The organism is Streptomyces sp. NPDC096136, from assembly GCF_044763325.1.
Taxonomy (GTDB): domain Bacteria; phylum Actinomycetota; class Actinomycetes; order Streptomycetales; family Streptomycetaceae; genus Streptomyces.
Window position 1 is genome coordinate 24,989 of the sequence record NZ_JBIWFZ010000016.1, and the last position, 21,972, is coordinate 46,960.

General features: G+C 72.3%; 24 protein-coding genes and 1 pseudogene. 19 read left to right on the forward strand and 6 right to left on the reverse strand.

The window, feature by feature from the left end:
* Positions 1-29 precede the first annotated feature (29 nt).
* The 4 genes from leuC (at position 30) to ACIRBY_RS27610 (ending at position 3,244) form a co-directional block, all read left to right on the forward strand.
* Positions 30-1,454, forward strand: coding sequence for a 3-isopropylmalate dehydratase large subunit (gene leuC, locus ACIRBY_RS27595; protein ID WP_403905295.1), 1,425 nt, complete (start codon positions 30-32; stop codon positions 1,452-1,454).
* A 3-nt stretch (positions 1,455-1,457) separates the two neighbouring features.
* Entirely contained in the window at positions 1,458-2,051 is a 594-nt protein-coding gene (gene leuD / locus ACIRBY_RS27600; protein ID WP_403905298.1) for a 3-isopropylmalate dehydratase small subunit, read from the forward strand.
* Between the two features lie 137 nt (positions 2,052-2,188).
* Complete coding sequence (locus ACIRBY_RS27605; RefSeq protein WP_042816772.1) at positions 2,189-2,416, forward strand: hypothetical protein; 228 nt, start codon at positions 2,189-2,191, stop codon at positions 2,414-2,416.
* A 144-nt stretch (positions 2,417-2,560) separates the two neighbouring features.
* Positions 2,561-3,244 (forward strand): HU family DNA-binding protein, encoded by a 684-nt coding sequence (locus ACIRBY_RS27610; RefSeq protein ID WP_403905300.1) that lies wholly within the window; start codon positions 2,561-2,563, stop codon positions 3,242-3,244.
* A gap of 307 nt (positions 3,245-3,551) precedes the next feature.
* On the opposite strand, the pseudogene cofC reads toward ACIRBY_RS27610, so the two are convergent.
* Positions 3,552-4,151 (reverse strand): annotated as a pseudogene (cofC, locus tag ACIRBY_RS27615) (2-phospho-L-lactate guanylyltransferase); the annotation flags it as partial.
* A 269-nt stretch (positions 4,152-4,420) separates the two neighbouring features.
* Between cofC and ACIRBY_RS27620 the strand changes: the two are divergent.
* From ACIRBY_RS27620 to ACIRBY_RS27630, 3 genes are read left to right on the forward strand one after another with little or no spacing between them, the layout of a single operon-like run.
* Positions 4,421-5,173 carry a lysophospholipid acyltransferase family protein gene (locus tag ACIRBY_RS27620; RefSeq protein WP_403905303.1) on the forward strand — a complete coding sequence of 251 codons (753 nt, stop codon included), beginning with the start codon at positions 4,421-4,423 and terminating at the stop codon, positions 5,171-5,173.
* A complete protein-coding gene (locus tag ACIRBY_RS27625; protein WP_042816776.1) occupies positions 5,170-6,180 on the forward strand; it encodes an NAD(P)H-dependent glycerol-3-phosphate dehydrogenase in 1,011 nt (336 codons plus the stop codon). The genes ACIRBY_RS27620 and ACIRBY_RS27625 overlap by 4 nt, the downstream gene beginning before the upstream one ends.
* Positions 6,181-6,219: 39 nt before the next feature.
* Positions 6,220-7,377: a D-alanine--D-alanine ligase family protein gene (locus tag ACIRBY_RS27630; protein WP_403905305.1), complete on the forward strand. Its 1,158-nt coding sequence runs from the start codon at positions 6,220-6,222 to the stop codon at positions 7,375-7,377.
* A 114-nt stretch (positions 7,378-7,491) separates the two neighbouring features.
* Here ACIRBY_RS27630 and ACIRBY_RS27635 read toward each other — a convergent pair whose 3' ends face one another.
* Both ACIRBY_RS27635 and ACIRBY_RS27640 read right to left on the reverse strand, forming a co-directional pair.
* Positions 7,492-7,983 (reverse strand): DUF3515 domain-containing protein, encoded by a 492-nt coding sequence (locus ACIRBY_RS27635; RefSeq protein ID WP_403905308.1) that lies wholly within the window; start codon positions 7,981-7,983, stop codon positions 7,492-7,494.
* A gap of 23 nt (positions 7,984-8,006) precedes the next feature.
* Positions 8,007-8,240, reverse strand: a complete 234-nt coding sequence (locus ACIRBY_RS27640; protein ID WP_042816780.1) for an Lrp/AsnC ligand binding domain-containing protein — start codon at positions 8,238-8,240, stop codon at positions 8,007-8,009.
* A 245-nt stretch (positions 8,241-8,485) separates the two neighbouring features.
* On the opposite strand from ACIRBY_RS27640, the gene ACIRBY_RS27645 reads away from it, so the two are divergent.
* Together ACIRBY_RS27645 and thiD are read left to right on the forward strand one after the other, a co-directional pair.
* Complete coding sequence (locus ACIRBY_RS27645; protein ID WP_042816782.1) at positions 8,486-9,466, forward strand: thiamine-phosphate kinase; 981 nt, start codon at positions 8,486-8,488, stop codon at positions 9,464-9,466.
* Complete coding sequence (gene thiD, locus ACIRBY_RS27650; RefSeq protein WP_403905311.1) at positions 9,463-10,263, forward strand: bifunctional hydroxymethylpyrimidine kinase/phosphomethylpyrimidine kinase; 801 nt, start codon at positions 9,463-9,465, stop codon at positions 10,261-10,263. Before ACIRBY_RS27645 ends, thiD begins: the two co-directional genes overlap by 4 nt.
* A gap of 135 nt (positions 10,264-10,398) precedes the next feature.
* On the opposite strand, the gene rpmB is transcribed toward thiD, so the two are convergent.
* Entirely contained in the window at positions 10,399-10,584 is a 186-nt protein-coding gene (gene rpmB / locus ACIRBY_RS27655; protein WP_007266795.1) for a 50S ribosomal protein L28, read from the reverse strand.
* Positions 10,585-10,825: 241 nt separating this feature from the next.
* Between rpmB and ACIRBY_RS27660 the strand changes: the two genes are divergently transcribed.
* From ACIRBY_RS27660 to mutM, 9 genes are all read left to right on the forward strand, one after another.
* Positions 10,826-12,472, forward strand: a complete 1,647-nt coding sequence (locus tag ACIRBY_RS27660) for a DAK2 domain-containing protein (RefSeq protein WP_403905313.1) — start codon at positions 10,826-10,828, stop codon at positions 12,470-12,472.
* A 26-nt stretch (positions 12,473-12,498) separates the two neighbouring features.
* The gene (gene recG, locus ACIRBY_RS27665; protein WP_403905316.1) at positions 12,499-14,700 is read left to right on the forward strand and encodes an ATP-dependent DNA helicase RecG; all 2,202 of its coding nucleotides are present in this window, start codon (positions 12,499-12,501) and stop codon (positions 14,698-14,700) included.
* Positions 14,701-14,773: 73 nt separating this feature from the next.
* Complete coding sequence (rsmD, locus tag ACIRBY_RS27670) at positions 14,774-15,352, forward strand: 16S rRNA (guanine(966)-N(2))-methyltransferase RsmD (RefSeq protein ID WP_403905318.1); 579 nt, start codon at positions 14,774-14,776, stop codon at positions 15,350-15,352.
* A 14-nt stretch (positions 15,353-15,366) separates the two neighbouring features.
* Complete coding sequence (coaD, locus tag ACIRBY_RS27675; protein WP_403905575.1) at positions 15,367-15,846, forward strand: pantetheine-phosphate adenylyltransferase; 480 nt, start codon at positions 15,367-15,369, stop codon at positions 15,844-15,846.
* Positions 15,847-15,959: 113 nt separating this feature from the next.
* On the forward strand, positions 15,960-17,000 hold the full coding sequence (locus ACIRBY_RS27680) for a DivIVA domain-containing protein (RefSeq protein ID WP_403905320.1): 1,041 nt from the start codon (positions 15,960-15,962) through the stop codon (positions 16,998-17,000).
* Positions 17,001-17,077: 77 nt separating this feature from the next.
* On the forward strand, positions 17,078-17,776 hold the full coding sequence (locus tag ACIRBY_RS27685) for a YceD family protein (RefSeq protein WP_403905322.1): 699 nt from the start codon (positions 17,078-17,080) through the stop codon (positions 17,774-17,776).
* A gap of 2 nt (positions 17,777-17,778) precedes the next feature.
* Complete coding sequence (gene rpmF, locus ACIRBY_RS27690) at positions 17,779-17,952, forward strand: 50S ribosomal protein L32 (protein ID WP_003965982.1); 174 nt, start codon at positions 17,779-17,781, stop codon at positions 17,950-17,952.
* 19 nt (positions 17,953-17,971) lie between these two features.
* A complete protein-coding gene (gene rnc / locus ACIRBY_RS27695; protein ID WP_403905325.1) occupies positions 17,972-18,802 on the forward strand; it encodes a ribonuclease III in 831 nt (276 codons plus the stop codon).
* 193 nt (positions 18,803-18,995) lie between these two features.
* Entirely contained in the window at positions 18,996-19,865 is an 870-nt protein-coding gene (gene mutM, locus ACIRBY_RS27700) for a bifunctional DNA-formamidopyrimidine glycosylase/DNA-(apurinic or apyrimidinic site) lyase (protein WP_403905327.1), read from the forward strand.
* On the opposite strand, the gene ACIRBY_RS27705 is transcribed toward mutM, so the two are convergent.
* Complete coding sequence (locus ACIRBY_RS27705; protein ID WP_366455155.1) at positions 19,838-20,254, reverse strand: helix-turn-helix domain-containing protein; 417 nt, start codon at positions 20,252-20,254, stop codon at positions 19,838-19,840. The two genes, mutM and ACIRBY_RS27705, sit on opposite strands and share 28 nt — an antisense overlap.
* 127 nt (positions 20,255-20,381) lie before the next feature.
* Between ACIRBY_RS27705 and ACIRBY_RS27710 the strand changes: the two genes are divergently transcribed.
* Entirely contained in the window at positions 20,382-20,993 is a 612-nt protein-coding gene (locus ACIRBY_RS27710; RefSeq protein WP_403905329.1) for a flavodoxin family protein, read from the forward strand.
* A 28-nt stretch (positions 20,994-21,021) separates the two neighbouring features.
* On the opposite strand, the gene ACIRBY_RS27715 is transcribed toward ACIRBY_RS27710, so the two are convergent.
* Positions 21,022-21,870 carry a CAP domain-containing protein gene (locus tag ACIRBY_RS27715; protein ID WP_403905332.1) on the reverse strand — a complete coding sequence of 283 codons (849 nt, stop codon included), beginning with the start codon at positions 21,868-21,870 and terminating at the stop codon, positions 21,022-21,024.
* Positions 21,871-21,972: the final 102 nt, after the last annotated feature.

Genomic DNA, 21,972 nt, shown 5'->3' on the forward strand with positions numbered 1-21,972 from the left:
CCGGGACGGTGAGCCGGAGGGAAAGAGCGATGGGTAGGACACTCGCGGAGAAGGTCTGGGACGACCATGTCGTCCGGCGCGCCGAGGGCGAGCCCGATCTCCTCTTCATTGATCTCCACCTGCTGCACGAGGTGACCAGCCCGCAGGCCTTCGACGGGCTGCGGCAGGCCGGCCGCAAGGTCCGGCGACTGGACCTCACCATCGCCACCGAGGACCACAACACCCCCACCCTCGACATCGACAAGCCGATCGCGGACCCGGTCTCCCGGGCCCAGCTGGAGACGCTGCGCAAGAACTGCGCCGAGTTCGGTGTCCGCCTGCACTCGCTGGGCGACGTCGAGCAGGGTGTCGTGCACGTGGTGGGCCCGCAGCTCGGCCTGACCCAGCCGGGCACCACCGTGGTCTGCGGTGACTCCCACACCTCCACGCACGGCGCCTTCGGCGCGCTGGCCTTCGGCATCGGCACCAGTCAGGTCGAGCACGTGCTGGCCACCCAGACGCTGCCGCTGGCCCGCCCGAAGACGATGGCGATCACCGTCACCGGCGAGCTGGCCGAGGGCGTCACCGCCAAGGACCTGATCCTGGCGATCATCGCCAAGATCGGCACCGGTGGCGGCCAGGGCTACGTCCTGGAGTACCGCGGCGAGGCCGTCGAGAAGCTCTCGATGGAAGCCCGCATGACCATCTGCAACATGTCGATCGAGGCCGGCGCCCGCGCGGGCATGATCGCCCCCGACCGGACCACCTTCGACTACCTGGAGGGCCGCGACCACGCCCCGACGGGCGAGGACTGGGACGCGGCGGTCGCCTACTGGAAGACCCTGCGCACCGACGACGACGCCGTCTTCGACGCCGAGGTCGTCATCGACGGCGCCGCGCTCTCCCCGTTCGTCACCTGGGGCACCAACCCGGGCCAGGGCGCGCCCCTGTCGGCGAGCGTCCCCGACCCGGCTTCGTACGAGGACGCTTCGGAGCGCCTCGCCGCCGAAAAGGCCCTGGAGTACATGGGGTTGACGGCCGGACAGCCGCTGCGCGAGATCAAGGTCGACACCGTCTTCGTAGGTTCCTGCACCAACGGCCGCATCGAGGACCTGCGCGCCGTCGCCGGCATCATCGGGGGCCGCAAAGTCGCCGACGGGGTACGGATGCTGGTCGTCCCGGGCTCCGTCCGGGTCGCGCTCCAGGCCGTCGAGGAGGGCCTGGACAAGGTCTTCAAGGACGCCGGCGCCGAATGGCGGCACGCGGGCTGCTCCATGTGCCTGGGCATGAACCCCGACCAACTGGCCCCCGGTGAGCGTTCCGCGTCCACCTCCAACCGCAACTTCGAGGGCCGGCAGGGCAAGGGCGGGCGGACCCACCTGGTCTCCCCGCAGGTGGCCGCCGCCACCGCGGTGCTGGGCCACCTGGCCTCGCCCGCCGACCTGTCCGACGCCAACGCCACCGCCGGAGTCTGAGCCATGGAAGCCTTCACCACCCACACCGGCCGCGCCGTCCCGCTGCGCCGCAGCAACGTCGACACCGACCAGATCATCCCGGCCCACTGGCTGAAGAAGATCACCCGCGACGGATTCGAGGACGGGCTCTTCGAGGCCTGGCGCAAGGACCCGGAGTTCGTCACCAACCGCCCCGAGCGCGCCGGCGCGACCGTGCTGGTCGCCGGCCCCGACTTCGGTACCGGCTCCTCCCGCGAGCACGCCGTCTGGGCCCTGCAGAACTTCGGGTTCAAGACGGTCATCTCCTCCCGCTTCGCCGACATCTTCCGCGGCAACTCGCTGAAGAACGGTCTGCTGACCGTCGTCCTGCCGCAGGAGACCGTCGACCGGCTGTGGGAGCTCACCGAGGCCGTCCCGAGCGCCGAGATCACCGTCGACCTGGTCGACCGGAAGGTCCGAGCCGAGGGCATCGAGGCGGAGTTCGAACTCGACGACAACGCGCGCTGGCGTCTGCTGGAAGGACTGGACGACATCTCGCTCACCCTTCAGAACGAAGCCGACATCGACGCCTACGAAAGCACCCGCCCGGCCTTCAAGCCGCGTACGATTCGCGTCTGATTCCTGCCTGATCAGCGCTTATTCGCCTTCGGGTGATCACGTCGGCAACACTGTGCCCCCCGCCTTCCGGCGGGGGGCACAGCCGTATGTTGAGGCCCCGTGAGGCGACAACTCGCCCCAGATGGCACAATCTGTGCATGGAACGCGACAGTCAACTCGAGCTCTACGAACTCGTCGCGGACCGGTTGAAAGAAGCACACACCAGGGTGCGCGCACTGCAAGTCCCGGAGGGCGTAAGGATGGCGCTGTCCCGGAAGCTGTTGGTCGTCACTGCCGCGTCGAAGCACGATCTCGCCGATGCGGCAAGGCGCCTGGACAGGTTGATGAAGGACCTCGACGAGGGTCGATTCCCTGAAGGCGACTGATGCGAAGGAACTCCGTAACGGCTCACAGCGTTGCGGCACTAGGGTGATTAGCCCGTTTCGTGTTTGATTTGCGGTATATATCCGCCTAACGTGCGAAATAAGCTTGAACACATTCGTTCTGGCGAGGTCTCCGAAGGGGAAGACGTGAACAAGGCGCAGCTCGTAGAAGCGATTGCCGACAAGCTGGGCGGCCGCCAGCAGGCCGCCGACGCGGTCGACGCGGTACTGGACGCGATGGTCCGCGCGGTCGTCGCGGGCGACCGGGTCTCGGTCACGGGCTTCGGCTCGTTCGAGAAGGTGGACCGTCCGGCCCGCTACGCCCGCAACCCGCAGACGGGTGAGCGCGTCCGGGTCAAGAAGACCTCCGTTCCCCGCTTCCGCGCGGGTCAGGGCTTCAAGGACCTGGTCAGCGGCACCAAGAAGCTCCCCAAGGGCGACGAGGTGGCCGTGAAGAAGGCCCCGAAGGGCAGCCTCTCGGGCGGTGCCTCGGCCACGGTCAAGAAGGCCGCCGCCAAGAAGGCCACCACCGCCAAGAAGGCCGCCGCCAAGACCACGGCCACCAAGACCGCCGCGAAGAAGACCACGGCCAAGAAGGTCACCGCGACCGTCAAGAAGACGGCCGCGAAGACCACGGTCGCGAAGAAGGCCGCGGCCACCGCCAAGAAGGCGGCCCCGGCGAAGAAGACCACGACGGCGGCCAAGAAGACCACCGCCACCGCGAAGAAGACCGCCCCGGCGGCCAAGAAGGCCACCGCGACGAAGGCGCCCGCCAAGAAGACGACGACGCGCAAGGCCACCGCGAAGAAGACCACCGCCCGCAAGAAGTAAGGGCACGAGTCACACACGCCGGGCCGGCTTCCCCCCGGGGGAAGCCGGCCCGCGGTGCGTTCCTTCGCAGGTCACAGGGGGGCGGGCGGTTCCGCCGATGTCAGAACGTCTGCAGGGTGACCAGGGTGATCCGCAGGCCGGCGCCCTCGCCGTCCGTCTCGATGCGCACCCGCTGCCCGGGCCGCAGCATCAGCAGGCCGCCCGCGTCGAAGGCCTCGGCCCCGAAGGGCACCGGGGTGCCGTCGTCCAGCAGCACGCTGCCACTGCGGGTCTGGGAGTCGTACGTGTACGCGGTCGCCTGCATGAGCGCACTGTATCGGGCCGTGTGCCGGCCCACGCCGAGGGAGAGGGCCCTGCGCAGGTCCGGCCCCGTGTCCACGTCCCTGCGCACGCTCTCGACGTCCTCCAGGGCTATTTCCACCGCCCCCGAGGCGGAATGCCGGGCCCGGGACGGGCCGCCGAACGCCGGTGCCAATTCCACGTCCGGACCGGCGGAAAGGAGAGTCGTCCCGATTCCCGCCGCATCCGCCAGAAATGCCCGGGGAAATACGGAGGCGATATCGAGCACACGTAGCAATTCCGGAGGGCGCAGTGCGGGCAGGTCCGCGTTCATCGCGGCGAGCCGTGCTCCCGGCCGCCCGGCGCGCACGGCCCGCGCGCCGTGGTCCAGTGCGGCGTTGAGCCCCGCCCCCGGGGCGTCCGGCACGATCCGCGCCCCCAGCCGGGCCAGCTCCGCCCCCGCCTCGGCGTCGTCCGTGACGACCACCACATCCGCGACCGAGGCGCAGGCCAGCGCCCCCGCCACCGTGTCCTGGGCGAAGGCCAGGGCCAGTCCCGGACGGGACGCGCCCACGGCGTCCGCCAACCGGCTCTTGGCCAGCACCAGGGGCTTCAGCGGGACCACCAGGCTCCAGACGGCGTTCGTGGCGGGCTCCTTCGCTCCGGTGCGCGGCCGTACCCGCCCCGGCCAAGGGCGGGGGTCACGGCCCGGTCATCAGTCGGCCCATTGTCGCCTCAGACCGTCCTGAGGGGGGCCCGGCGGTCCGGGCGGGGCGTACGGTGTTCTCGACAGAGACCGGACCCGGGGCGACACTTGTCCGGCCCATGAGGTGCCGAGCTCCCCCAGCCACCGCTGGGAGGTGCCCCACGCCCCGGTCCTAGAGGAAGGTGCTCCGAGTGTCCCGCCGCAGAATCGGCTTCTGGTACCGCCTGGCGGCGGTCATCGCAAAACCGCCGCTGGTGGTGCTCTTCAAGCGGGACTGGCGGGGAATGGAGCACATTCCGGCCGACGGCGGCTTTATCACCGCCGTCAATCACAACTCGTATCTGGACCCGCTGTCCTACGCGCACTTCCAGTACAACACCGGCCGGGTGCCCCGATTGCTGGCCAAGGCCGGACTCTTCAAGGTGCCTTTCGTCGGCGCGATCCTGCGCGGATCGGGACAGATCCCGGTCTACCGCGAGACCACCAACGCCCTGGACGCATTCCGGGCCGCCGTGGAGGCCGTCGAGCGCGGCGAATGCGTCGCCTTTTACCCCGAGGGCACCCTCACCCGGGACCCGGAGATGTGGCCGATGGCCGGCAAGACCGGTGTCGCCCGCGTGGCGCTGATCACCAAGGCCCCGGTCATTCCGGTGGCCCAGTGGGGCGCCAACCTCGTGATGCCGCCGTACGCCAAGGAGAACAAGGTCCGCCTGTTCCCCCGCAAGACCCTCCGGGTGCTCGCGGGGCCGCCCGTGGACCTCTCGGCGTTCTACGGCCAGGAGCCCACGCCCGAGGTCCTCAAGGGGGCCACCGAGGCCATCATGGCCGACATCACGAAGCTCCTGGAGGAGCTCCGCGGCGAGCGGGCCCCCGACCAGCCGTACGACCACCGCAAGGCCCGCGCCCAGCAGCGGCGCGACGCCCGGGGGGAGGGTTCCAAGTGACGCGTCCCGTCAAGGCAGCCGTGTTCTCGGCGGGCTCCTGGGGCACCGCCTTCGGCATGGTGCTCGCCGACGCCGGCTGCGAGGTCACCCTGTGGGCCCGCCGCCCGGAGGTCGCCGAGGCCATCAACACCGGCCGCACCAACCCGGACTACTTCCCCGGCGTGGAGCTCCCGGCGAACCTGCGCGCCACCACCGACCCGGCCGAGGCCGCCCGCGGCGCGGACTTCACCGTGCTGTCCGTGCCCTCCCAGACCCTGCGCGGCAACCTCGCCGAATGGGCCCCGCTGCTGGAGCCCGACACGGTGCTCGTCTCCCTGATGAAGGGCATCGAGCTGGGCACCGCCAAGCGGATGAGCGAGGTCATCGAGGAGGTGGCCAAGGTCCCCGCCGAGCGCGTCGCCGTCGTCAGCGGCCCCAACCTGGCCCGCGAGATCGTCGCCCGCCAGCCCGCCGCCTCCGTCGTGGCCTGCGTGGACGGGGCCGTGGCCCAGCGCCTCCAGGCCGCCTGCCACACCGCGTACTTCCGCCCGTACACCAGCACCGACGTCATCGGCTGCGAGCTCGGCGGCGCCGTCAAGAACGTCATCGGCCTCGCCGTCGGCATCGCCGACGGCATGGGCCTGGGCGACAACACCAAGGGCTCGCTCATCACCCGCGGCCTCGCCGAAGCCACCCGCCTGGGCCTGGCGATGGGCGCCGACCCGCTCACCTTCTCCGGCCTCGCGGGCCTGGGCGACCTCGTCGCCACCTGCTCCTCGCCGCTCTCCCGGAACCACACCTTCGGCACCAACCTGGGCCGGGGGATGACCCTGGAGGAGACCATCGCGGTCACCCGGCAGACCGCCGAGGGGGTCAAGTCCTGCCAGTCCGTGGCCGATCTGGCCCGCCGCCACGGGGTGGACATGCCGATCACCGACACGGTCGTCGACATCGTCCACCACGGCAAGCCCACGCTGGTCGCGCTGAAGGAGCTCATGGGCCGCAGCGCCAAACCGGAACGTCACTGACACCTTTCCGGACGCTTGAGCGGGTACTCTCGTGGCGATATGAGCAGCGAGAACCTCCCCCAGACCCCTGAGCAGCAGGGCCGCAAGCCCCGCGTGGCCGTCGTGTTCGGCGGCCGCAGCTCGGAACACGCCATCTCGGTCGTCACCGCGGGCGCTGTGCTGCGCTCCATCGACCGCTCCAAGTACGAGGTGCTGCCCATCGGCATCACCACGGACGGCCGGTGGGCGCTGACCGCCGACGCACCCGAGCGCATGGCCATCGCCGACCGCCGGCTCCCCGACGTGGAGTCGCTGGCGGAGTCCCCGGACGGCACCGTCGTGCTGCCCGTGGACCCCGCCAGCCGCGAGGTCGTCTACACCGAGCCCGGCAGCGTCCCCAAGGCGCTGGGCGAGGTCGACGTCGTCTTCCCCGTGCTCCACGGCCCCTACGGCGAGGACGGCACCCTCCAGGGCCTCCTGGAGCTCTCCGGGATCCCGTACGTCGGCTGCGGCGTCCTCTCCTCGGCCGTCGGCCAGGACAAGGACTACATGAAGCGGGTGTTCACCTCCTTCGGGCTGAACGTCGGCCCGTACGTGACCATCCGCCCCCGCGAGTGGGAGGCCGACCAGGACGCGGCCACGGCCAGGGTCCTGGACTTCGCCGCCGAGCACGGCTGGCCGCTGTTCATCAAGCCCGCCCGCGCAGGCTCCTCCATCGGCATCACCAAGGTCGACGACGCCTCCGGCCTCGACGCGGCGATCCGCGAGGCCCGCCGCCACGACCCGAAGGTCATCGTGGAGGCGCTGCTGCGCGGCCGCGAGATCGAGTGCGGCGTCCTGGAGTTCGAGGACGGGCCGCGCGCCAGCGCGCCCGCGGAGATCCCGCCGGTCTCCAGCCACGACTTCTACGACTTCGAGGCGAAGTACATCGACTCCGCCGCCGGGATCGTGCCCGCCCCGCTCACCCCGGAGCAGACCGCCGAGGTGCAGCGGCTCGCCGTCGAGGCCTTCGAGGCCGCGTCCTGCGAGGGCCTGGTCCGCGCCGACTTCTTCCTCACCGAGGACGGCACCTTCGTCATCAACGAGATCAACACGCTGCCGGGGTTCACGCCGATCTCGATGTACCCGCGCATGTGGCAGGAGTCGGGCATCGAGTACCCGGAGCTGGTGGACCGCCTGATCCAGGCCGCCCTGCGCCGCTCCACCGGCCTGCGCTAGAGGCTCCCCCCGGACTGTGTCCGGGGGCCTCGGCCCCGTACAGCCGACCGCCCGCCGGGAGCCCCCACCGAGGGGCACGCCGGCGGGCGGCGGTGTGCGCGGGGGAGGGGCGGCTCAGTAGGACGAGATCCCGACCGGCACGGTCTTGGCCACGGCGGCGGACAGGTCCACGAGCATGCCCGCGTCCGTGGCATGCTCCTTGTCGATCCAGACCTCCGTGTAGGCGAGCCGCGACCCGGTGGTGAACTTCAGACCGCCGTCGGCCGGCCGTTCCACCAGCCAGCCGACGCCGTTCACCTCGACTCCGTCCGCCTTCGGATCGGCCATCTTGGCGGGCTTGGGGATGCCGCACCGCAGTACGATCGCCGAGCCGCCCCACGCGGCGGTCAGGTCCGACCGCGGGTCGGTCCCGGTCCGGTCCAGCCCGGACACCTTCTCCGGGAGCGCCTCGTGCAGCGCGGCACAGAGCCCCGCCACGTCGGCGGGCGGCACGGGAGGCGGTGCCACCCGGGCCGCGGAGGCGCCGGGGGCACAGCCCGCCAGGGCCGCGACCGCCGACAGGACGGGCAGGGCCAGCAGACGCAGGGGCCGGTGGTGCGAAGACATCACCGGCCAAGAGTAGACGGGGGCTACAGATGGACCACGGGGCAGGTCAGGGTGCGGGTGATCCCCTCCACCTGCTGCACCTTGGCGACCACCATGCGGCCGAGATCGTCGACGGTGTCGGCCTGGGCCCGCACGATGACGTCGTACGGCCCCGTCACGTCCTCGGCCTGGATCACCCCCGCGATGTTCCCGATGGACTCGGCGACGACCGACGCCTTGCCCACCTCGGTCTGGATGAGGATGTACGCCTGTACCACGGAACCTCCAGGGCGGCCACGAGGATCATTTCCCCTAACCTTCGGGTGGGCCCGACAGAATCGGAAGGGCCGGGGGAAGAAGGGACGCCACGGTACCGCGTCGCCGGGTGCCACGGGGAGACCCGCAGACCAGGCGCCACGCACAGCGGGGCGTACGCAGACCAGAAGTTGACGTATCTGTTGACGGTACCCAGAGCTGTGACGGCTCGCGACCGCAAGCGGACTTGCCAAGAAGGGGCACAGCGATGAAGGGCACTGTGGGCGAGCTGGGGGAATTCGGGCTCATCAGGGAGCTCACCTCACGGCTCACCACCACCCCGGCGGTCCGGCTCGGACCGGGCGACGACGCCGCGGTCGTGTCGGCCCCCGACCGGCGGGTCGTGGCCAGCACGGACATCCTGCTGGAAGGCAGGCACTTCCGGCGCGACTGGTCCACCGCCTACGACGTCGGCCGCAAGGCCGCCGCCCAGAACCTGGCCGACATCGCCGCCATGGGCGCGGTGCCGACCGCCCTCCTCCTCGGCCTCGTGGTCCCGGCGGAGCTGCCGGTCACCTGGCCCACCGAGCTGATGGACGGCATCCGCGACGAGTGCCAGGTCGCCGGCGCGGCCGTGGTCGGCGGCGACGTCGTCCGCGGGGACACCATCACCGTCTCCATCACCGCCCTCGGCGACCTGCGCAACCACGAGCCCGTACTGCGCTCCGGCGCCCGGCCCGGCGACGTCGTGGCCGTCACGGGCTGGCTCGGCTGGTCCGCGGCCGGCTACGCGGTGCTCTCGCGGGGCTTCCGCTCCCCGCGGGCCTTCGTGGAGGCGCACCGGCGCCCCGAGCCGCCGTACCACGCGGGCCCGGCGGCCGCCGGGCTCGGCGCCACCGCCATGACCGACGTCAGCGACGGCCTGATCGCCGACCTCGGGCACATCGCCGAGGCCAGCCACGTCCGGATCGACCTGCGCTCCGGCGCCGTCGACATCCCGACCCAGATGCACGACATCGGCCAGGCCGTCGGCGTGGACCCGCTCCAGTGGGTGCTCACCGGGGGAGAGGACCACGCCATCGTGGCCACCTTCCCGCCCGACGTGAAGCTCCCGGCCCGCTGGAAGGTCATCGGGGAGGTCCAGCACCGCTCCGCCCTGCCGCAGGTGACCGTGGACGGCGCCCCCTGGACCAGCACCGGCGGCTGGGACCACTTCGGGGCCGACCCGGTCGAGGGCGAGACCCCGTGAGCGGGCACCCCCCGCTGTGCCTGACCGTCGCCGGATCCGACTCCGGCGGCGGCGCGGGCATCCAGGCCGACCTCAAGACCATGCTCGCCCTCGGCGTGCACGGCATGAGCGTGGTCACCGCCGTGACCGCGCAGAACTCCCTCGGGGTGACGGGGGCCTGGGAGCTCCCGGCCGAGGCCGTCAGGGCCCAGTACCGGGCCGTCGTCGACGACATCGGGGTCCAGGCCGTCAAGACCGGGATGCTCTCCTCCGCCGTCCTCGTGGAGACCGTCGCGGAGCTGCTGGCCGGCACCGACGCCCCGGTGGTGGTCGATCCCGTGGGCGTCTCCAAGCACGGGGACGCCCTGCTCGCGGCCTCCGCGCTGGACGCCGTCCGCGGGGCGCTGCTGCCCCGGGCCACGGTGGCCACGCCCAACCTCGACGAGGTGGCGCAGCTGACCGGTGTGGCCGTCGAGGACGAGGACGGCATGCGGCGGGCCGCCGGCGCGATCCTCGGCTTCGGACCCCGCTGGGCGCTGATCAAGGGCGGCCACCTCGCCGCCCACGGCGGGGAGGCCGTGGACCTGCTGACCGACGGCTCCGAGGAGCTGTGGCTGCGGGCGCCCCGGTACGACAACCGGCACACCCACGGCACCGGCTGCACCCTCGCCAGCGCGGTCGCGGCCGGCCTGGCCAAGGGCCTGCCCGTCCCGGAGGCCGTCACGGCGGCCAAGGAGTACGTCACCGGCGCCATCGCCGCCGGCTTCGCGCTCGGCGGCGGCATCGGCCCGGTGGACCACGCCTGGCGGTGGCGCTGACGCGCGGAGCACACCTGAACGTCTAGGTGTGCTCCGGCTGTGCGTCGGCCCCGGACAAGGCAAAAGGCCGGCCCACCAGAGGTGGACCGGCCTTCTTGGCAACCGGAAAGGGCTGCGCTACGACGACGGGAGGCGTCAGCGCGAGACCTTGCCGGCCTTGATGCACGAGGTGCAGGCGTTGAGGCGCTTCGGCGTCCCATTGACCACGGCACGGACGCGCTGGATGTTCGGGTTCCAGCGACGCGAGGTGCGGCGGTGCGAGTGGGAGATGTTGTTGCCGAAGCTCGGCCCCTTGGCGCAAACGTCGCAGTTGGCAGCCACAGGTCACTCCAAGACTTCAGATGCAATTACGGTGGGATCCGGCGCACCGGAATCAGAGATCTGAAGTGGCTTGCCGGACGAATGACCCGACTCTCGACGGGCAACCTGAGCAGCATACAACGACTGCTTGGGTCCGAGAAAACTACCATGACGGGGCCCGGCTCCGCCCCGGGGTCCCGGGCCGGCGGCCGTCCTTCGTTACCCTGCGGTGAACCCTGGCCCGCACAAGGAGGAACGCCCGGTGGCGCACGAGCCCGAGCCGCACACCCTCGACGCCGAAGCGGTGCGCACCTGGAGCTCCCTGGCCCTGGCCGCACTGGGCCGGGCCCGCACGGACATCGACGCGATCAACGTCTACCCCGTCGCGGACGCCGACACCGGCACCAACCTCTACCTGACGGCCGAATCCGCCGACCGCGCCCTGACCGAGGCCCTCGCCCGGACCGCCCCCGGGGTGACCGAAGGCACAGCCCCGGCCTCCCTCCCCGAAGCCGTACGGGCCTACGCGCACGGCGCGCTCATAGGCGCCCGGGGCAACTCCGGGACGATCCTCGCCCAGCTGCTGCGCGGCGTGGCCGACGTGCTCGGCGCGGACCCGGCCGGCCGCGCCCCCGGCCCGCTGCTGGCCCAGGCCCTCGCCCGGGCGGCCGAGGAGGCCTACCAGGCCGTCGCGCACCCCGTGGAGGGGACGATGCTCACCGTCGCCGGGGCCGCGGCCCGGGCCGCGGGAGCCGTCTCCGGGACCGCCGCCGAGGTGGCCCGCGCCGCCTACGAGGGCGCCCGCGCGGCCCTCGCCGAGACCCCCGGGCAACTGGCCGCCCTGGGCCGGGCCGGGGTCGTCGACGCGGGGGGCTGCGGGCTGGTCGCCGTACTCGGGGCGCTCTGGCAGGCGCTCTCCGGCCAGGAGCCCGGGCCCGAGCCGGTCCCGGTGCCGGCCGTGCCCGTGGAACGGGTCCCGGAGCCCTGCGCCCAGGAGGAGGGCGGACCCGCCTACGAGGTGATCTACCTGCTGGAAGCCGCCGAGGAGGCCGTCGACCGGCTGCGCGCCGCCCTCGACGGGCTCGGCGACTCGCTCGTGGTGGTCGGCGGCGACGGGCTGTGGAACGTCCACGTGCACGTCGACGACCCCGGCGCGGCCGTCGAGGCCGGAGTGGAAGCCGGCCGGCCGTACCGGATCCGCATCACCCACTTCGGTGACGAACGCCGCCGCGCCAGCGCCCCGCGCGCGCAGCGGGCCGTGGTGGCCGTGGTCCACGGCGAGGGGCTGGCCGCGCTGTGCGCGGAGGCGGGCGCGACCACCGTGCCGGCCCGCCCCGGCGAGCCGCCCGCCGTCGCCGACCTGATCGACGCCGTGCACCGGGCGCACGCCCGCGAGGTGGTCCTGCTGATCTGCGGGGCCGAGCACCGGGAGGCCGCCGGAGCCGTCGCCGGGCAGGCCCGCGCCGACGGCGTGCGGGTGGCCGTGATCCCCACCCGGTCCGCCGTCCAGGGCCTGGCCGCGCTCGCCGTGCACGACCCGGAGGCCGGCTTCGACGAGGACGTCGTCACCATGACCGCCGCCGCCGGCGCCACCCGTTACGGGGAGCTCGCCGTCGCCGAGCGGCAGTCCTTCACCTCGGCCGGGATCTGCCAGGCCGGGGACGTCCTCGGGCTCATCGACGGCGACGTGGCCGTCATCGGCGCGGGCCTGCCCGAGACGGCCGAGGCGGTCCTGGAGCGGATGCTGGGCTCCGGCGGCGAGCTGGTCACCCTGGTCCTGGGCCCCGACGTCCCGGACGGGCTCGCCGCGCGCCTGGAGGCGTACGTCCAGCACGCCCACCTGGCCGTGGACACCGTCACCTACCACGGCGGCCGCCATTCGGCGCCCCTGCTCATCGGAGTCGAGTAGCGGCCCTGTCACCGGCATGGTGTGCAATGGAACACGTGCCCGCGCTCGACGAAGACCTCAAGAAGACCCTCGGCCCCGCCACCGCCAAGGTGCTCGCCGAGCAGCTCGGCCTGCACACGGCCCTGGACCTGCTCCACCACTACCCCCGGCGGTACGCGGAGCGCGGCGAGCTGACCTCGCTCGCCGACCTCGCCGACCAGCTCGACGAGCACGTCACGGTGGTCGCCCAGGTCGCCGACGCCCGGATCCTGACCTTCAACGGGGGCCGCGGCAAGCGGCTGGAGGTCACCATCACCGACGGCAGCGGCCGACTCCAGCTGGTCTTCTTCGGCGCGGGCGTCCACAAGCCGCACAAGGAGCTGCTGCCCGGCAGCCGCGCGATGTTCGCGGGCAAGGTCTCCAGGTTCAACCACAAGCTCCAGCTCGCGCACCCGGCGTACGAACCCCTCGGCGGCGACGCCTCCGACCGGGACGCCGCCACCGCCTTCGCCAACCAGCTGATCCCGATCTACCCGGCCTGCGCCAAGCTGGAGTCCTGGAAGATCACCAAGTGCGTGGACGCCGTCCTGCCCGGCGCCGCGGACGCCCTCGACCCGCTCCCGCCCGCCCTGCGCGACGGCCGCGGACTGGTCCCGCTCACCGAGGCCCTCCTCAAGATCCACCGCCCGGCGACCAAGGCCGACATCGAGGACGCCCGCCGCCGCCTGAAGTGGGACGAGGCCTTCGTCCTCCAGGTCGCCCTCGCCCGCCGACGGCACGCCGACTCCCAGCTCCCCGCCGTCGCCCGCCGCGCCGCCCCCGGCGGCCTCCTCGACGCCTTCGACGCGAAGCTCCCCTTCACGCTCACCGAAGGCCAGCGGAAGGTCTCGCAGGAGATCTTCGACGACCTGGCCACCAGCCACCCCATGCACCGCCTCCTGCAGGGCGAGGTCGGCTCCGGCAAGACGATGGTCGCCCTGCGCGCCATGCTCGCCGTCGTCGACTCCGGCGGGCAGGCCGCGATGCTCGCCCCCACCGAGGTCCTCGCCCAGCAGCACCACCGCTCCATCACCGAGATGATGGGCGAACTCGCCGAAGGCGGCATGCTCGGCGGCTCCGACCTGGGCACCAAGGTGGTCCTGCTCACCGGCTCCATGGGCACCGCCGCCCGCCGCCAGGCCCTGCTCGACCTGGTCACCGGCGAGGCCGGGATCGTCATCGGCACCCACGCCCTGATCGAGGACAAGGTGCAGTTCCACGACCTCGGCCTGGTCGTCGTCGACGAACAGCACCGCTTCGGCGTCGAGCAGCGCGACGCCCTGCGCTCGAAGGGCAAGCAGCCGCCGCACCTGCTGGTCATGACCGCCACCCCCATTCCGCGCACCGTCGCCATGACCGTCTTCGGCGACCTGGAGACCTCCGTCCTCGACCAGCTGCCGGCCGGCCGCTCCCCGATCGCCACCCACGTGGTGCCCTCGAAGGACAAGCCGCACTTCCTCACCCGGGCCTGGGAGCGGGTCCGCGAGGAGGTCGGCAACGGCCACCAGGCGTACGTCGTCTGCCCCCGCATCGGCGACGGCGAGGACGACCCCAAGGGCAGGAAGAAGGCCTCCGCCGAGGACGAGGCCGACAAGCGCCCCCCGCTTGCCGTCCTGGAGATCGCCGAACAGCTCGGCCGCGGACCCCTCGCCGGACTCTCCGTCGAGGTGCTGCACGGCCGGATGGACCCCGCCGACAAGGACGACGTCATGCGCCGGTTCGCCGCCGGCGAGGTCAAGGTCCTCGTCGCCACGACCGTCATCGAGGTCGGCGTGAACGTCCCCAACTCCACCGTCATGGTCATCATGGACGCGGACCGCTTCGGCGTCTCCCAGCTCCACCAGCTCCGGGGCCGCGTCGGCCGCGGCTCCGCCCCCGGACTGTGCCTGCTCGTCAGCGAGATGCACGAGGCCAGCCCCGCCCGCGCCCGGCTCGCCGCCGTCGCCGCCACCCTCGACGGCTTCGAACTCTCCCGGATCGACCTGGAACAGCGCCGCGAGGGCGACGTCCTCGGCCAGGCCCAGTCCGGCGTCCGCTCCTCGCTGCGCATGCTCGCCGTCATCGAGGACGAGGAGGTCATCGCCGAGGCCCGCGAGGAGGCCACCCGCGTGGTCGCCGCCGACCCCGGACTGGAGGAGCTCCCCGGGCTGCGCACCGCGCTCGACGCCCTGCTGGACACCGAGCGGGAGCAGTACCTGGAGAAGGGCTGAGCGCCACGACCTATGGTGGGAGGCCAGAACGGAGGCCCCGGCCTCCGACGACCGCCGCAGAGAAGGACCCCAGATGACCCGCGTGATCGCCGGCACCGCCGGCGGCCGGCGCCTGGCCGTGCCGCCCGGCACCGGCACCCGCCCGACCTCCGACCGGATGCGCGAAGGGCTCTTCTCCACCTGGGAGTCGCTGCACGGCGTCCAGGACTCCCGGGTCCTCGACCTCTACGGCGGCTCCGGCGCCGTGGGCCTGGAGGCCCTCTCCCGCGGCGCCGCCCACACCCTGCTGGTCGAGGCCGACGCCAAGGCCTCCAAGGCCATCCGCGACAACATCAAGGCCCTGGGCCTGCCCGGCGCCGAGTTCCGGGCCGGCAAGGCCGAGCAGATCGTGGCGGCGCCCGCGCCCGGCGACCCGTACGACATCGTCTTCCTGGACCCCCCGTACGCCGTCGAACACGGCGAGCTCGGCGAGATCCTCCTCACACTCCGCGCCAATGGCTGGCTCACCGTCGACGCCCTCGTCACCGTGGAGCGCAGCACCAGGAGCGGCCCGTTCCCGTGGCCCGAGGGGTTCGAGCCGCTGCGTTCGCGCAAGTACGGCGAAGGCACCCTTTGGTACGGTCGCGCCGCCTCCACCAGCGAAGACTCATGAACGAGGGAGTTCAGTTGCGCCGCGCGGTCTGTCCGGGGTCCTTCGACCCCATCCACAACGGACACCTCGACGTCATCGGACGCGCATCCAGGCTGTACGACGTCGTGCACGTCGCCGTGATGATCAACCCGGCGAAGCAGGGGCTGTTCACCGTCGAGGAGCGGATCGAACTGATCCGCGAGGCGACCGCCGGCTACGGCAACGTCGAGGTCGAGTCCTTCCACGGCCTGCTCGTCGACTTCTGCAAGCAGCGGGAGATCCCGGCCATCGTCAAGGGCCTGCGCGCGGTCAGCGACTTCGACTACGAGCTCCAGATGGCCCAGATGAACATGGGCCTGTCGGGCGTCGAGACGCTGTTCGTCCCGACCATTCCGACGTACAGCTTCCTGTCCTCCTCGCTGGTCAAGGAGGTCGCGGCCTGGGGAGGCGACGTCGCCCACCTGCTCCCCGCGCACGTCCACGCGGCGCTGGTCGAACGGCTGCGGGCCAAGTGACCCGGCCGCCGGGGGGCTGAGCCTCCCGGTCCGTCCCGCGCGTTCCCCCGGTGGGCCTACAGTCGTCCCGTCAGCCCGAGACGGAGTCCGAGGCAGAGAGAGCGCGAGCCCCCATGGACGTACAGAAGAAGCTGGACGAGATCGTCGCGGCCGTCGGCGGCGCCCGGTCGATGCCCATGTCGGCCTCGTGCGTGGTCAACCGCGCGGAGCTCCTCGCCCGGCTCGAAGAGGTACGCCAGGCCCTGCCCGGCTCGCTCGAACAGGCCCGGGAGCTGATCGGCGGGCGGGACCAGATGGTCGAGGAGGCCCGCCGGGAGGCCGACCGGATCATCGAGTCCGCCCACGCCCAGCGGGGCTCCCTGATCTCCGACACCGAGATCGCCCGCCGCTCGCAGGACGAGGCGGACCGGATCCTCGCCGACGCCCGCCGGGAGGCGGCGGAGATCCGGGCCGAGGCCGACGACTACGTGGACGGCAAGCTCGCCAACTTCGAGGTCGTCCTCAGCAAGACCATCGGCGCCGTGGACCGCGGCCGCGAGAAGCTGCTGGGCCGCGGCCCGGGCCTGGACGCCCAGGGCCACGACGACAGCGGCGCCCCCGAGCCCAGCCCGGACCCGCAGACCCGGCGCGAGCAGGCGGACGCGTACGTGGACACCAAGCTGGCCACCGTCGAGGCGGTCCTCGCCAAGACCCTGGAGGCCGTCGGCAGGGGCCGCCAGAAGCTGCTGGGCCGGGTGCCCACGGACGACCTCGGCGCGCACATGGCCGCCCAGGACGCGGCCGGCGACCAGGCCCGCCCGTCCAGCGACGCGGAGTTCCTGGCCGGGCTGGCCGAGCCCGAGCCGCCCGCGGTCCCCGCCCAGGCGGCGCCGGCCTACGACGGCTACGCCCAGGCGGTCTACCCGGCCCCGTACCCGCAGCAGCAGCCCCACCAGCCCCAGCCGGACGCGTACGCCTACCAGGACCCCTACGCGGGCTACGCGCCGCAGCAGGACCCCTACGGCGGCTACCCGCAGCAGCCCGACCCGTACGCCGCCTACCAGCAGCACCCGCAGCCCCACCACCCCCAGCAGCCCGCGCTCGACGAGACCAGCTTCTTCGACACGAGCATGATCAACCTGGATCAGCTGCGCCGGTACGAACAAGGTCGTTAGACCGGATTGGGCTCAGAGCGAAGCGCCGGGTATCCTGGCTGTTCGGTCGCGCGTATGCGCCGCGATCCATGCTGCCCTTGAGCAGCGAAATCTTTGATCTTCAGCGATCTGTGAAAGCAGGAACGGCCCTGAACACCCGCCTCGACCACCGCAACCCCCTCGTGTTCGACACGCACGAGCTGGGTCGGCGTCCTGGTGCCATGCAGCGGCTGTCCCGTGAGATCGAGGCGCCGGCGGACTTCGGTCTCGTCGACGTCATCGGAGTGCCGGAAGGCGCCCCGGTGAAGATCGAGCTCCGCCTGGAGTCGGTCATGGAAGGGGTGCTTGTCACAGGCACCGTCCGTGCGAAGGCCGTGGGGGAGTGCGTAAGGTGTCTGGAGGCCGTCGAGCGCGAGCTCAAGGCGGACTTCCAGGAGATGTTCTCGTACCCTGACGCCGACGACCGGGGCCGCCCCAAGGCGGAGCCGGCCGACGACGCCGAGGACGACGAGGACATGCTCTTCCTCGAGGACGGATTGTTCGACCTCGAACCCGTGCTGCGGGACGCGGTGGTGCTCGCACTGCCCATGCAGCCGGTGTGCCGGGAGGACTGTCTCGGACTGTGCCCCGATTGCGGGGTCAGCCTGAACGACGACCCGGAGCACCACCACGACGCCGTCGACATCCGTTGGGCGGCATTGCAGGGACTCGTCACCGATCAGGGCGTCGAGAAGGACAACATGAGCGGCACTGCCTCTGACGGAGTTCAGGGCGCCGCCGAGAAGCAGGAGAAGTAGCCGTGGCTGTTCCGAAGCGGAAGATGTCGCGCAGCAACACGCGCCACCGCCGGTCGCAGTGGAAGGCTGCGGTCCCCACCCTGGTTTCGTGTGAGCGTTGCCAGGAGCCGAAGCTCCAGCACATCGCGTGCCCGAGCTGCGGCACCTACAACAAGCGCCAGGTCCTCGAGGTCTGAGCGGCTGGTGAGAGGCGCAATGTCTGAGCTGTCCAACGCTGAGAAGCAGGCAGACAGTAACAACGCGGCCTCGTCCCACACGCTTCTGGAAGGGCGGCTCGGGTACCAACTCGAGTCCGCCCTTCTGGTGCGTGCGCTGACCCACCGTTCGTACGCGTACGAGAACGGCGGTCTGCCCACCAACGAGCGGCTGGAGTTCCTCGGGGACTCCGTCCTGGGCCTGGTGGTCACCGACACGCTGTACACGACCCACCCCGACCTGCCGGAGGGCCAGCTGGCCAAGCTCCGGGCCGCGGTGGTCAACTCGCGTGCGCTGGCGGAGGTCGGCCGCGGCCTCGACCTCGGCTCCTTCATCCGGCTCGGCCGGGGCGAAGAGGGCACGGGCGGCCGGGACAAGGCCTCCATCCTCGCCGACACCCTTGAAGCGGTGATCGGCGCGGTCTATCTCGACAAGGGCCTCGACGCGGCCTCGGAGCTGGTCCACCGGCTCTTCGACCCGCTCATCGAGAAGTCCTCGAACCTCGGCGCCGGCCTGGACTGGAAGACCAGCCTCCAGGAGCTCACGGCGGCCGAAGGCCTCGGCGTGCCCGAGTACCTGGTCACCGAGACCGGTCCGGACCACGAGAAGACCTTCACCGCTGCCGCCCGCGTCGGTGGTGTCTCGTACGGCACCGGCACCGGCCGCAGCAAGAAGGAAGCGGAACAGCAGGCGGCGGAGTCCGCGTGGCGCGGGATCCGTGCCGCCGCGGACGAGCGGAAGGCCGCGGAAGCGGCGTCCGCCGCAGCCGGCGGGGCACCGGCCGAGGTCGGCGGGGCAGCTGCTCCCGCCGACCGCGCGCCGAAGGCCTGACCGACCCTTCCTTCGGGTACCTCCCGCCCGCCCCTGCCACCGGCAGGGGCGGGCGGTCCCGTTTCCGGGCGCCCCCTTTACGGGCGGGGCCCCTGCCGCACCGGGCCGCCGGGTAGGCTCGCGGCAGGGCCGGACGCCCGCGTTCCCGCGGGCTCCGCTTCCCGTGAAGCCGCTTTCCCCCCGGAGGAACACCGTGCCCGAGCTGCCCGAAGTCGAAGTGGTGCGGCGCGGCCTGGAGCGCTGGGTGGCCGGGCGGACCGTCGCCGGCGTGGAGGTGCTCCACCCCCGGGCCGTGCGCCGGCACCCGGCGGGCGGGGCCGACTTCGCGGCGCGCCTGGCCGGCGGGACCATCGGGGTGCCGCGCCGGCGCGGGAAGTACCTGTGGCTGCCGCTGGAGGACCGGGACCTGTCCGTCCTCGGGCACCTCGGGATGAGCGGGCAGCTGCTGGTGCAGCCGGCCGACGCCCCCGACGAGAAGCACCTGCGCATCCGGGTCCGCTTCGCCGACGACGCCGGGACCGAGCTGCGCTTCGTCGACCAGCGGACCTTCGGCGGGCTCTCGCTGCACGAGGTCGCCCCCGGCAGTGAGGAGGGGCTCCCGGACGTCATCGCGCACATCGCCCGCGACCCGCTGGACCCCCTCTTCGACGAGGGCGCCTACCACCGGGCCCTGCGCGCCAAGCGGACGACCCTCAAGCGGGCCCTGCTGGACCAGTCGCTGATCAGCGGAGTGGGCAACATCTACGCCGACGAGGCCCTGTGGCGCGCGAAGCTGCACTACGAGCGCCCCACCGCCACCCTCACCCGTCCCCGGAGCACGGAACTCCTCACCCATGTGAGGGAGGTCATGAACGCCGCGCTCGCCGTCGGCGGGACCAGCTTCGACAGCCTGTACGTCAACGTGAACGGCCAGTCGGGCTACTTCGACCGGTCCCTGGACGCCTACGGGCGCGAGGGCGAGCCCTGCCGCCGCTGCGGCACGCCGATGCGGCGACGGGCCTGGATGAACCGGTCCAGCTACTTCTGCCCGCGCTGTCAGAGGCCGCCGCGCGCGGTGTCGTAGGCCTGCCGCGAGGCGAGGACCCCGTCCATGCTGCCCTCCAGGAAGTGGATCAGGGAGAGCAGGCGGTCGGCGACCTCCCTGCCGAGCGGGGTCAGCTCGTAGTCGACGCGGGGCGGGTTCGTGGGCTGGGCCTCGCGCGTGACGATGCCGTCGCGCTCCAGGGCGTGCAGGGTCTGGGAGAGCATCTTCTCGCTCACCCCCTCCACCCGGCGGCGCAGCTCGTTGAAGCGGCGGGGGCCGTCGCGCAGGGCGCCCACGGTGAGGCTGCCCCAGCGGCCGGTGACGTGCTCCAGGGTCTCCCGCGAGGGGCAGGCGCGCGCGAAGACGTCGAACGGCAGGTCGGCCGCGGCGCTCTCGGCGCAGACGTCGGTACAGGCAGGGGTCTCCATGGCTCCTAGCGTACCTCCGGGTAGCGCTAACTGTCTGCTTGCGCTTTCTAAAAGTTAGTGCTTCTCTGGTTCGTGTCGCCCCGCGGCCCACCGCGGTGCACCGGAACAGCCCTCTAGGAGTACAGCCATGTCTGCCACCATCCCCGCCCCCGTCGTCTCGATCGCCTACCACTCGGGCTACGGGCACACCGCCGTCGTCGCCGAGGCCGTGCGGGCCGGCGCCGCCGCGGCCGGGGCGACCGTGCACGTCGTCAAGGTCGACGAGATCACCGACGCGGAGTGGGCCCTGCTGGACGCCTCCGACGCGATCGTCTTCGGCTCCCCGACCTACATGGGCACCGCGTCCGGCGCCTTCCACGTCTTCGCGGAGGCCACCTCGAAGCGCTGGTTCGGCGACACCTGGCAGGACAAGGTGGCGGCGGGCTTCACCAACTCCGCCTCCAAGTCCGGCGACAAGCTGAACACCCTGCAGTACTTCCAGATGCTGGCCTCGCAGCACGGCATGAGCTGGGTGAACCTCGGCCTGAAGCCGGGCTGGAACTCCTCCACCGGCAGCGAGTACGACCTCAACCGCCTCGGCTTCTCCTCCGGCGCGGCCGCCCAGACCAACTCCGACGAGGGCCCGGAGGCCGTGCACAAGGCCGACATCGCGACCGCCGAGCACCTCGGCCGCCGGGTCGCCGAGCACACCCGCGTGGTCGTCGCGGGCCGGGCGGCGCTGGCGGCGGCCTCGGCCTGACCCGGCCCGGCGCGTCGGCGGTCCGGCTCTAGAAGCCGAAGTCCTGGGTCCACCAGGGGCCGCCGGCGCCGAAGTAGACGCCGACGCCGAGGGTGCGGAATTCGCAGTTGAGGATGTTCGCGCGGTGGCCCGGGCTGTTCATCCAGGACTCCATCACCGTCTTGGCGTCTCCCTGGCCGCGGGCGATGTTCTCGCCGCCCAGCCCGGAGATCCCGGCGTTCTGCGCGCGCTGCCAGGGGGTGTTCCCGTCCGGATCCGTGTGGTCGAAGAAGCCCCGCGCGGCCATGTCCTTGCTGAAAGCGGCGGCCAGCGTGGCGAGCGGCGGGTTCGCGCGGACCGGGACGCAGCCGGCCTGGGCCCGCTCCTGGTTGACCAGGGCGAGGACCTCCGCCTCGGCGGAGGGGTTCGCGTCGCCGGCTGCCGGGGGCCTGGGCGCCGCGGGCTTGGGGGCGGCCGCCGCCTTCGGGGCCTGCGGGGCGCTCGTCTTCTCCGGCGCCTTGGTGGAGGCCGACGCGGAGGGCGTGGGCGTGGGCGTCGGCGAGGCCGAGGGGGACGGCGTGGCCGAAGGGCTGGGGGAAGCCGAGGGGGTGGCCGAAGCGGTGCCCGCGGCGGGGCCGGCGGAGGCGCGGCCGGACAGGTTGGCGAGGCCGCCCTGCTCCAGGCCCCGGTTCGGGGTCGGGGCGGGCTTCGCGCGGGCCTCGGTCCGGTCGGCGGAGCCCGTGCCGACGTACGGGAAGGAGCCGCCGACGGGCACGAAGCCGGTGGTCACGGCCGCCGTGCCGAGGACCGCGGCCACGGAGACGCCGAGCAGGCCGGTGCGCACGGCGGTGCGCCTGACGCCGCGGCGCGGCGCGGCGTGGAGTCGGTGGCGTCCCATCGGTCGCGGCCCCTTCTTTGCAGGATCAACGTTTGCTCACCCGAACGGGTGAGTCATTGGTGGGGGACTGTAGCCCATGGCGCAAAGGGGCGATGGGATCAA

What these genes read in the sequence shown, in the direction of transcription:
- leuC (WP_403905295.1), top strand. Translation starts at nt 30, where the DNA reads ATGGGTAGGACACTCGCGGAGAAGGTCTGGGACGACCATGTCGTCCGG.
- leuD (WP_403905298.1), top strand. Translation starts at nt 1,458, where the DNA reads ATGGAAGCCTTCACCACCCACACCGGCCGCGCCGTCCCGCTGCGCCGC.
- ACIRBY_RS27605 (WP_042816772.1), top strand. Translation starts at nt 2,189, where the DNA reads ATGGAACGCGACAGTCAACTCGAGCTCTACGAACTCGTCGCGGACCGG.
- ACIRBY_RS27630 (WP_403905305.1), top strand. Translation starts at nt 6,220, where the DNA reads ATGAGCAGCGAGAACCTCCCCCAGACCCCTGAGCAGCAGGGCCGCAAG.
- ACIRBY_RS27635 (WP_403905308.1), bottom strand. Translation starts at nt 7,983, where the DNA reads ATGTCTTCGCACCACCGGCCCCTGCGTCTGCTGGCCCTGCCCGTCCTG.
- ACIRBY_RS27645 (WP_042816782.1), top strand. Translation starts at nt 8,486, where the DNA reads ATGAAGGGCACTGTGGGCGAGCTGGGGGAATTCGGGCTCATCAGGGAG.
- recG (WP_403905316.1), top strand. Translation starts at nt 12,499, where the DNA reads ATGGAACACGTGCCCGCGCTCGACGAAGACCTCAAGAAGACCCTCGGC.
- rsmD (WP_403905318.1), top strand. Translation starts at nt 14,774, where the DNA reads ATGACCCGCGTGATCGCCGGCACCGCCGGCGGCCGGCGCCTGGCCGTG.
- ACIRBY_RS27680 (WP_403905320.1), top strand. Translation starts at nt 15,960, where the DNA reads ATGGACGTACAGAAGAAGCTGGACGAGATCGTCGCGGCCGTCGGCGGC.
- rnc (WP_403905325.1), top strand. Translation starts at nt 17,972, where the DNA reads ATGTCTGAGCTGTCCAACGCTGAGAAGCAGGCAGACAGTAACAACGCG.
- ACIRBY_RS27705 (WP_366455155.1), bottom strand. Translation starts at nt 20,254, where the DNA reads ATGGAGACCCCTGCCTGTACCGACGTCTGCGCCGAGAGCGCCGCGGCC.
- ACIRBY_RS27710 (WP_403905329.1), top strand. Translation starts at nt 20,382, where the DNA reads ATGTCTGCCACCATCCCCGCCCCCGTCGTCTCGATCGCCTACCACTCG.
- ACIRBY_RS27715 (WP_403905332.1), bottom strand. Translation starts at nt 21,870, where the DNA reads ATGGGACGCCACCGACTCCACGCCGCGCCGCGCCGCGGCGTCAGGCGC.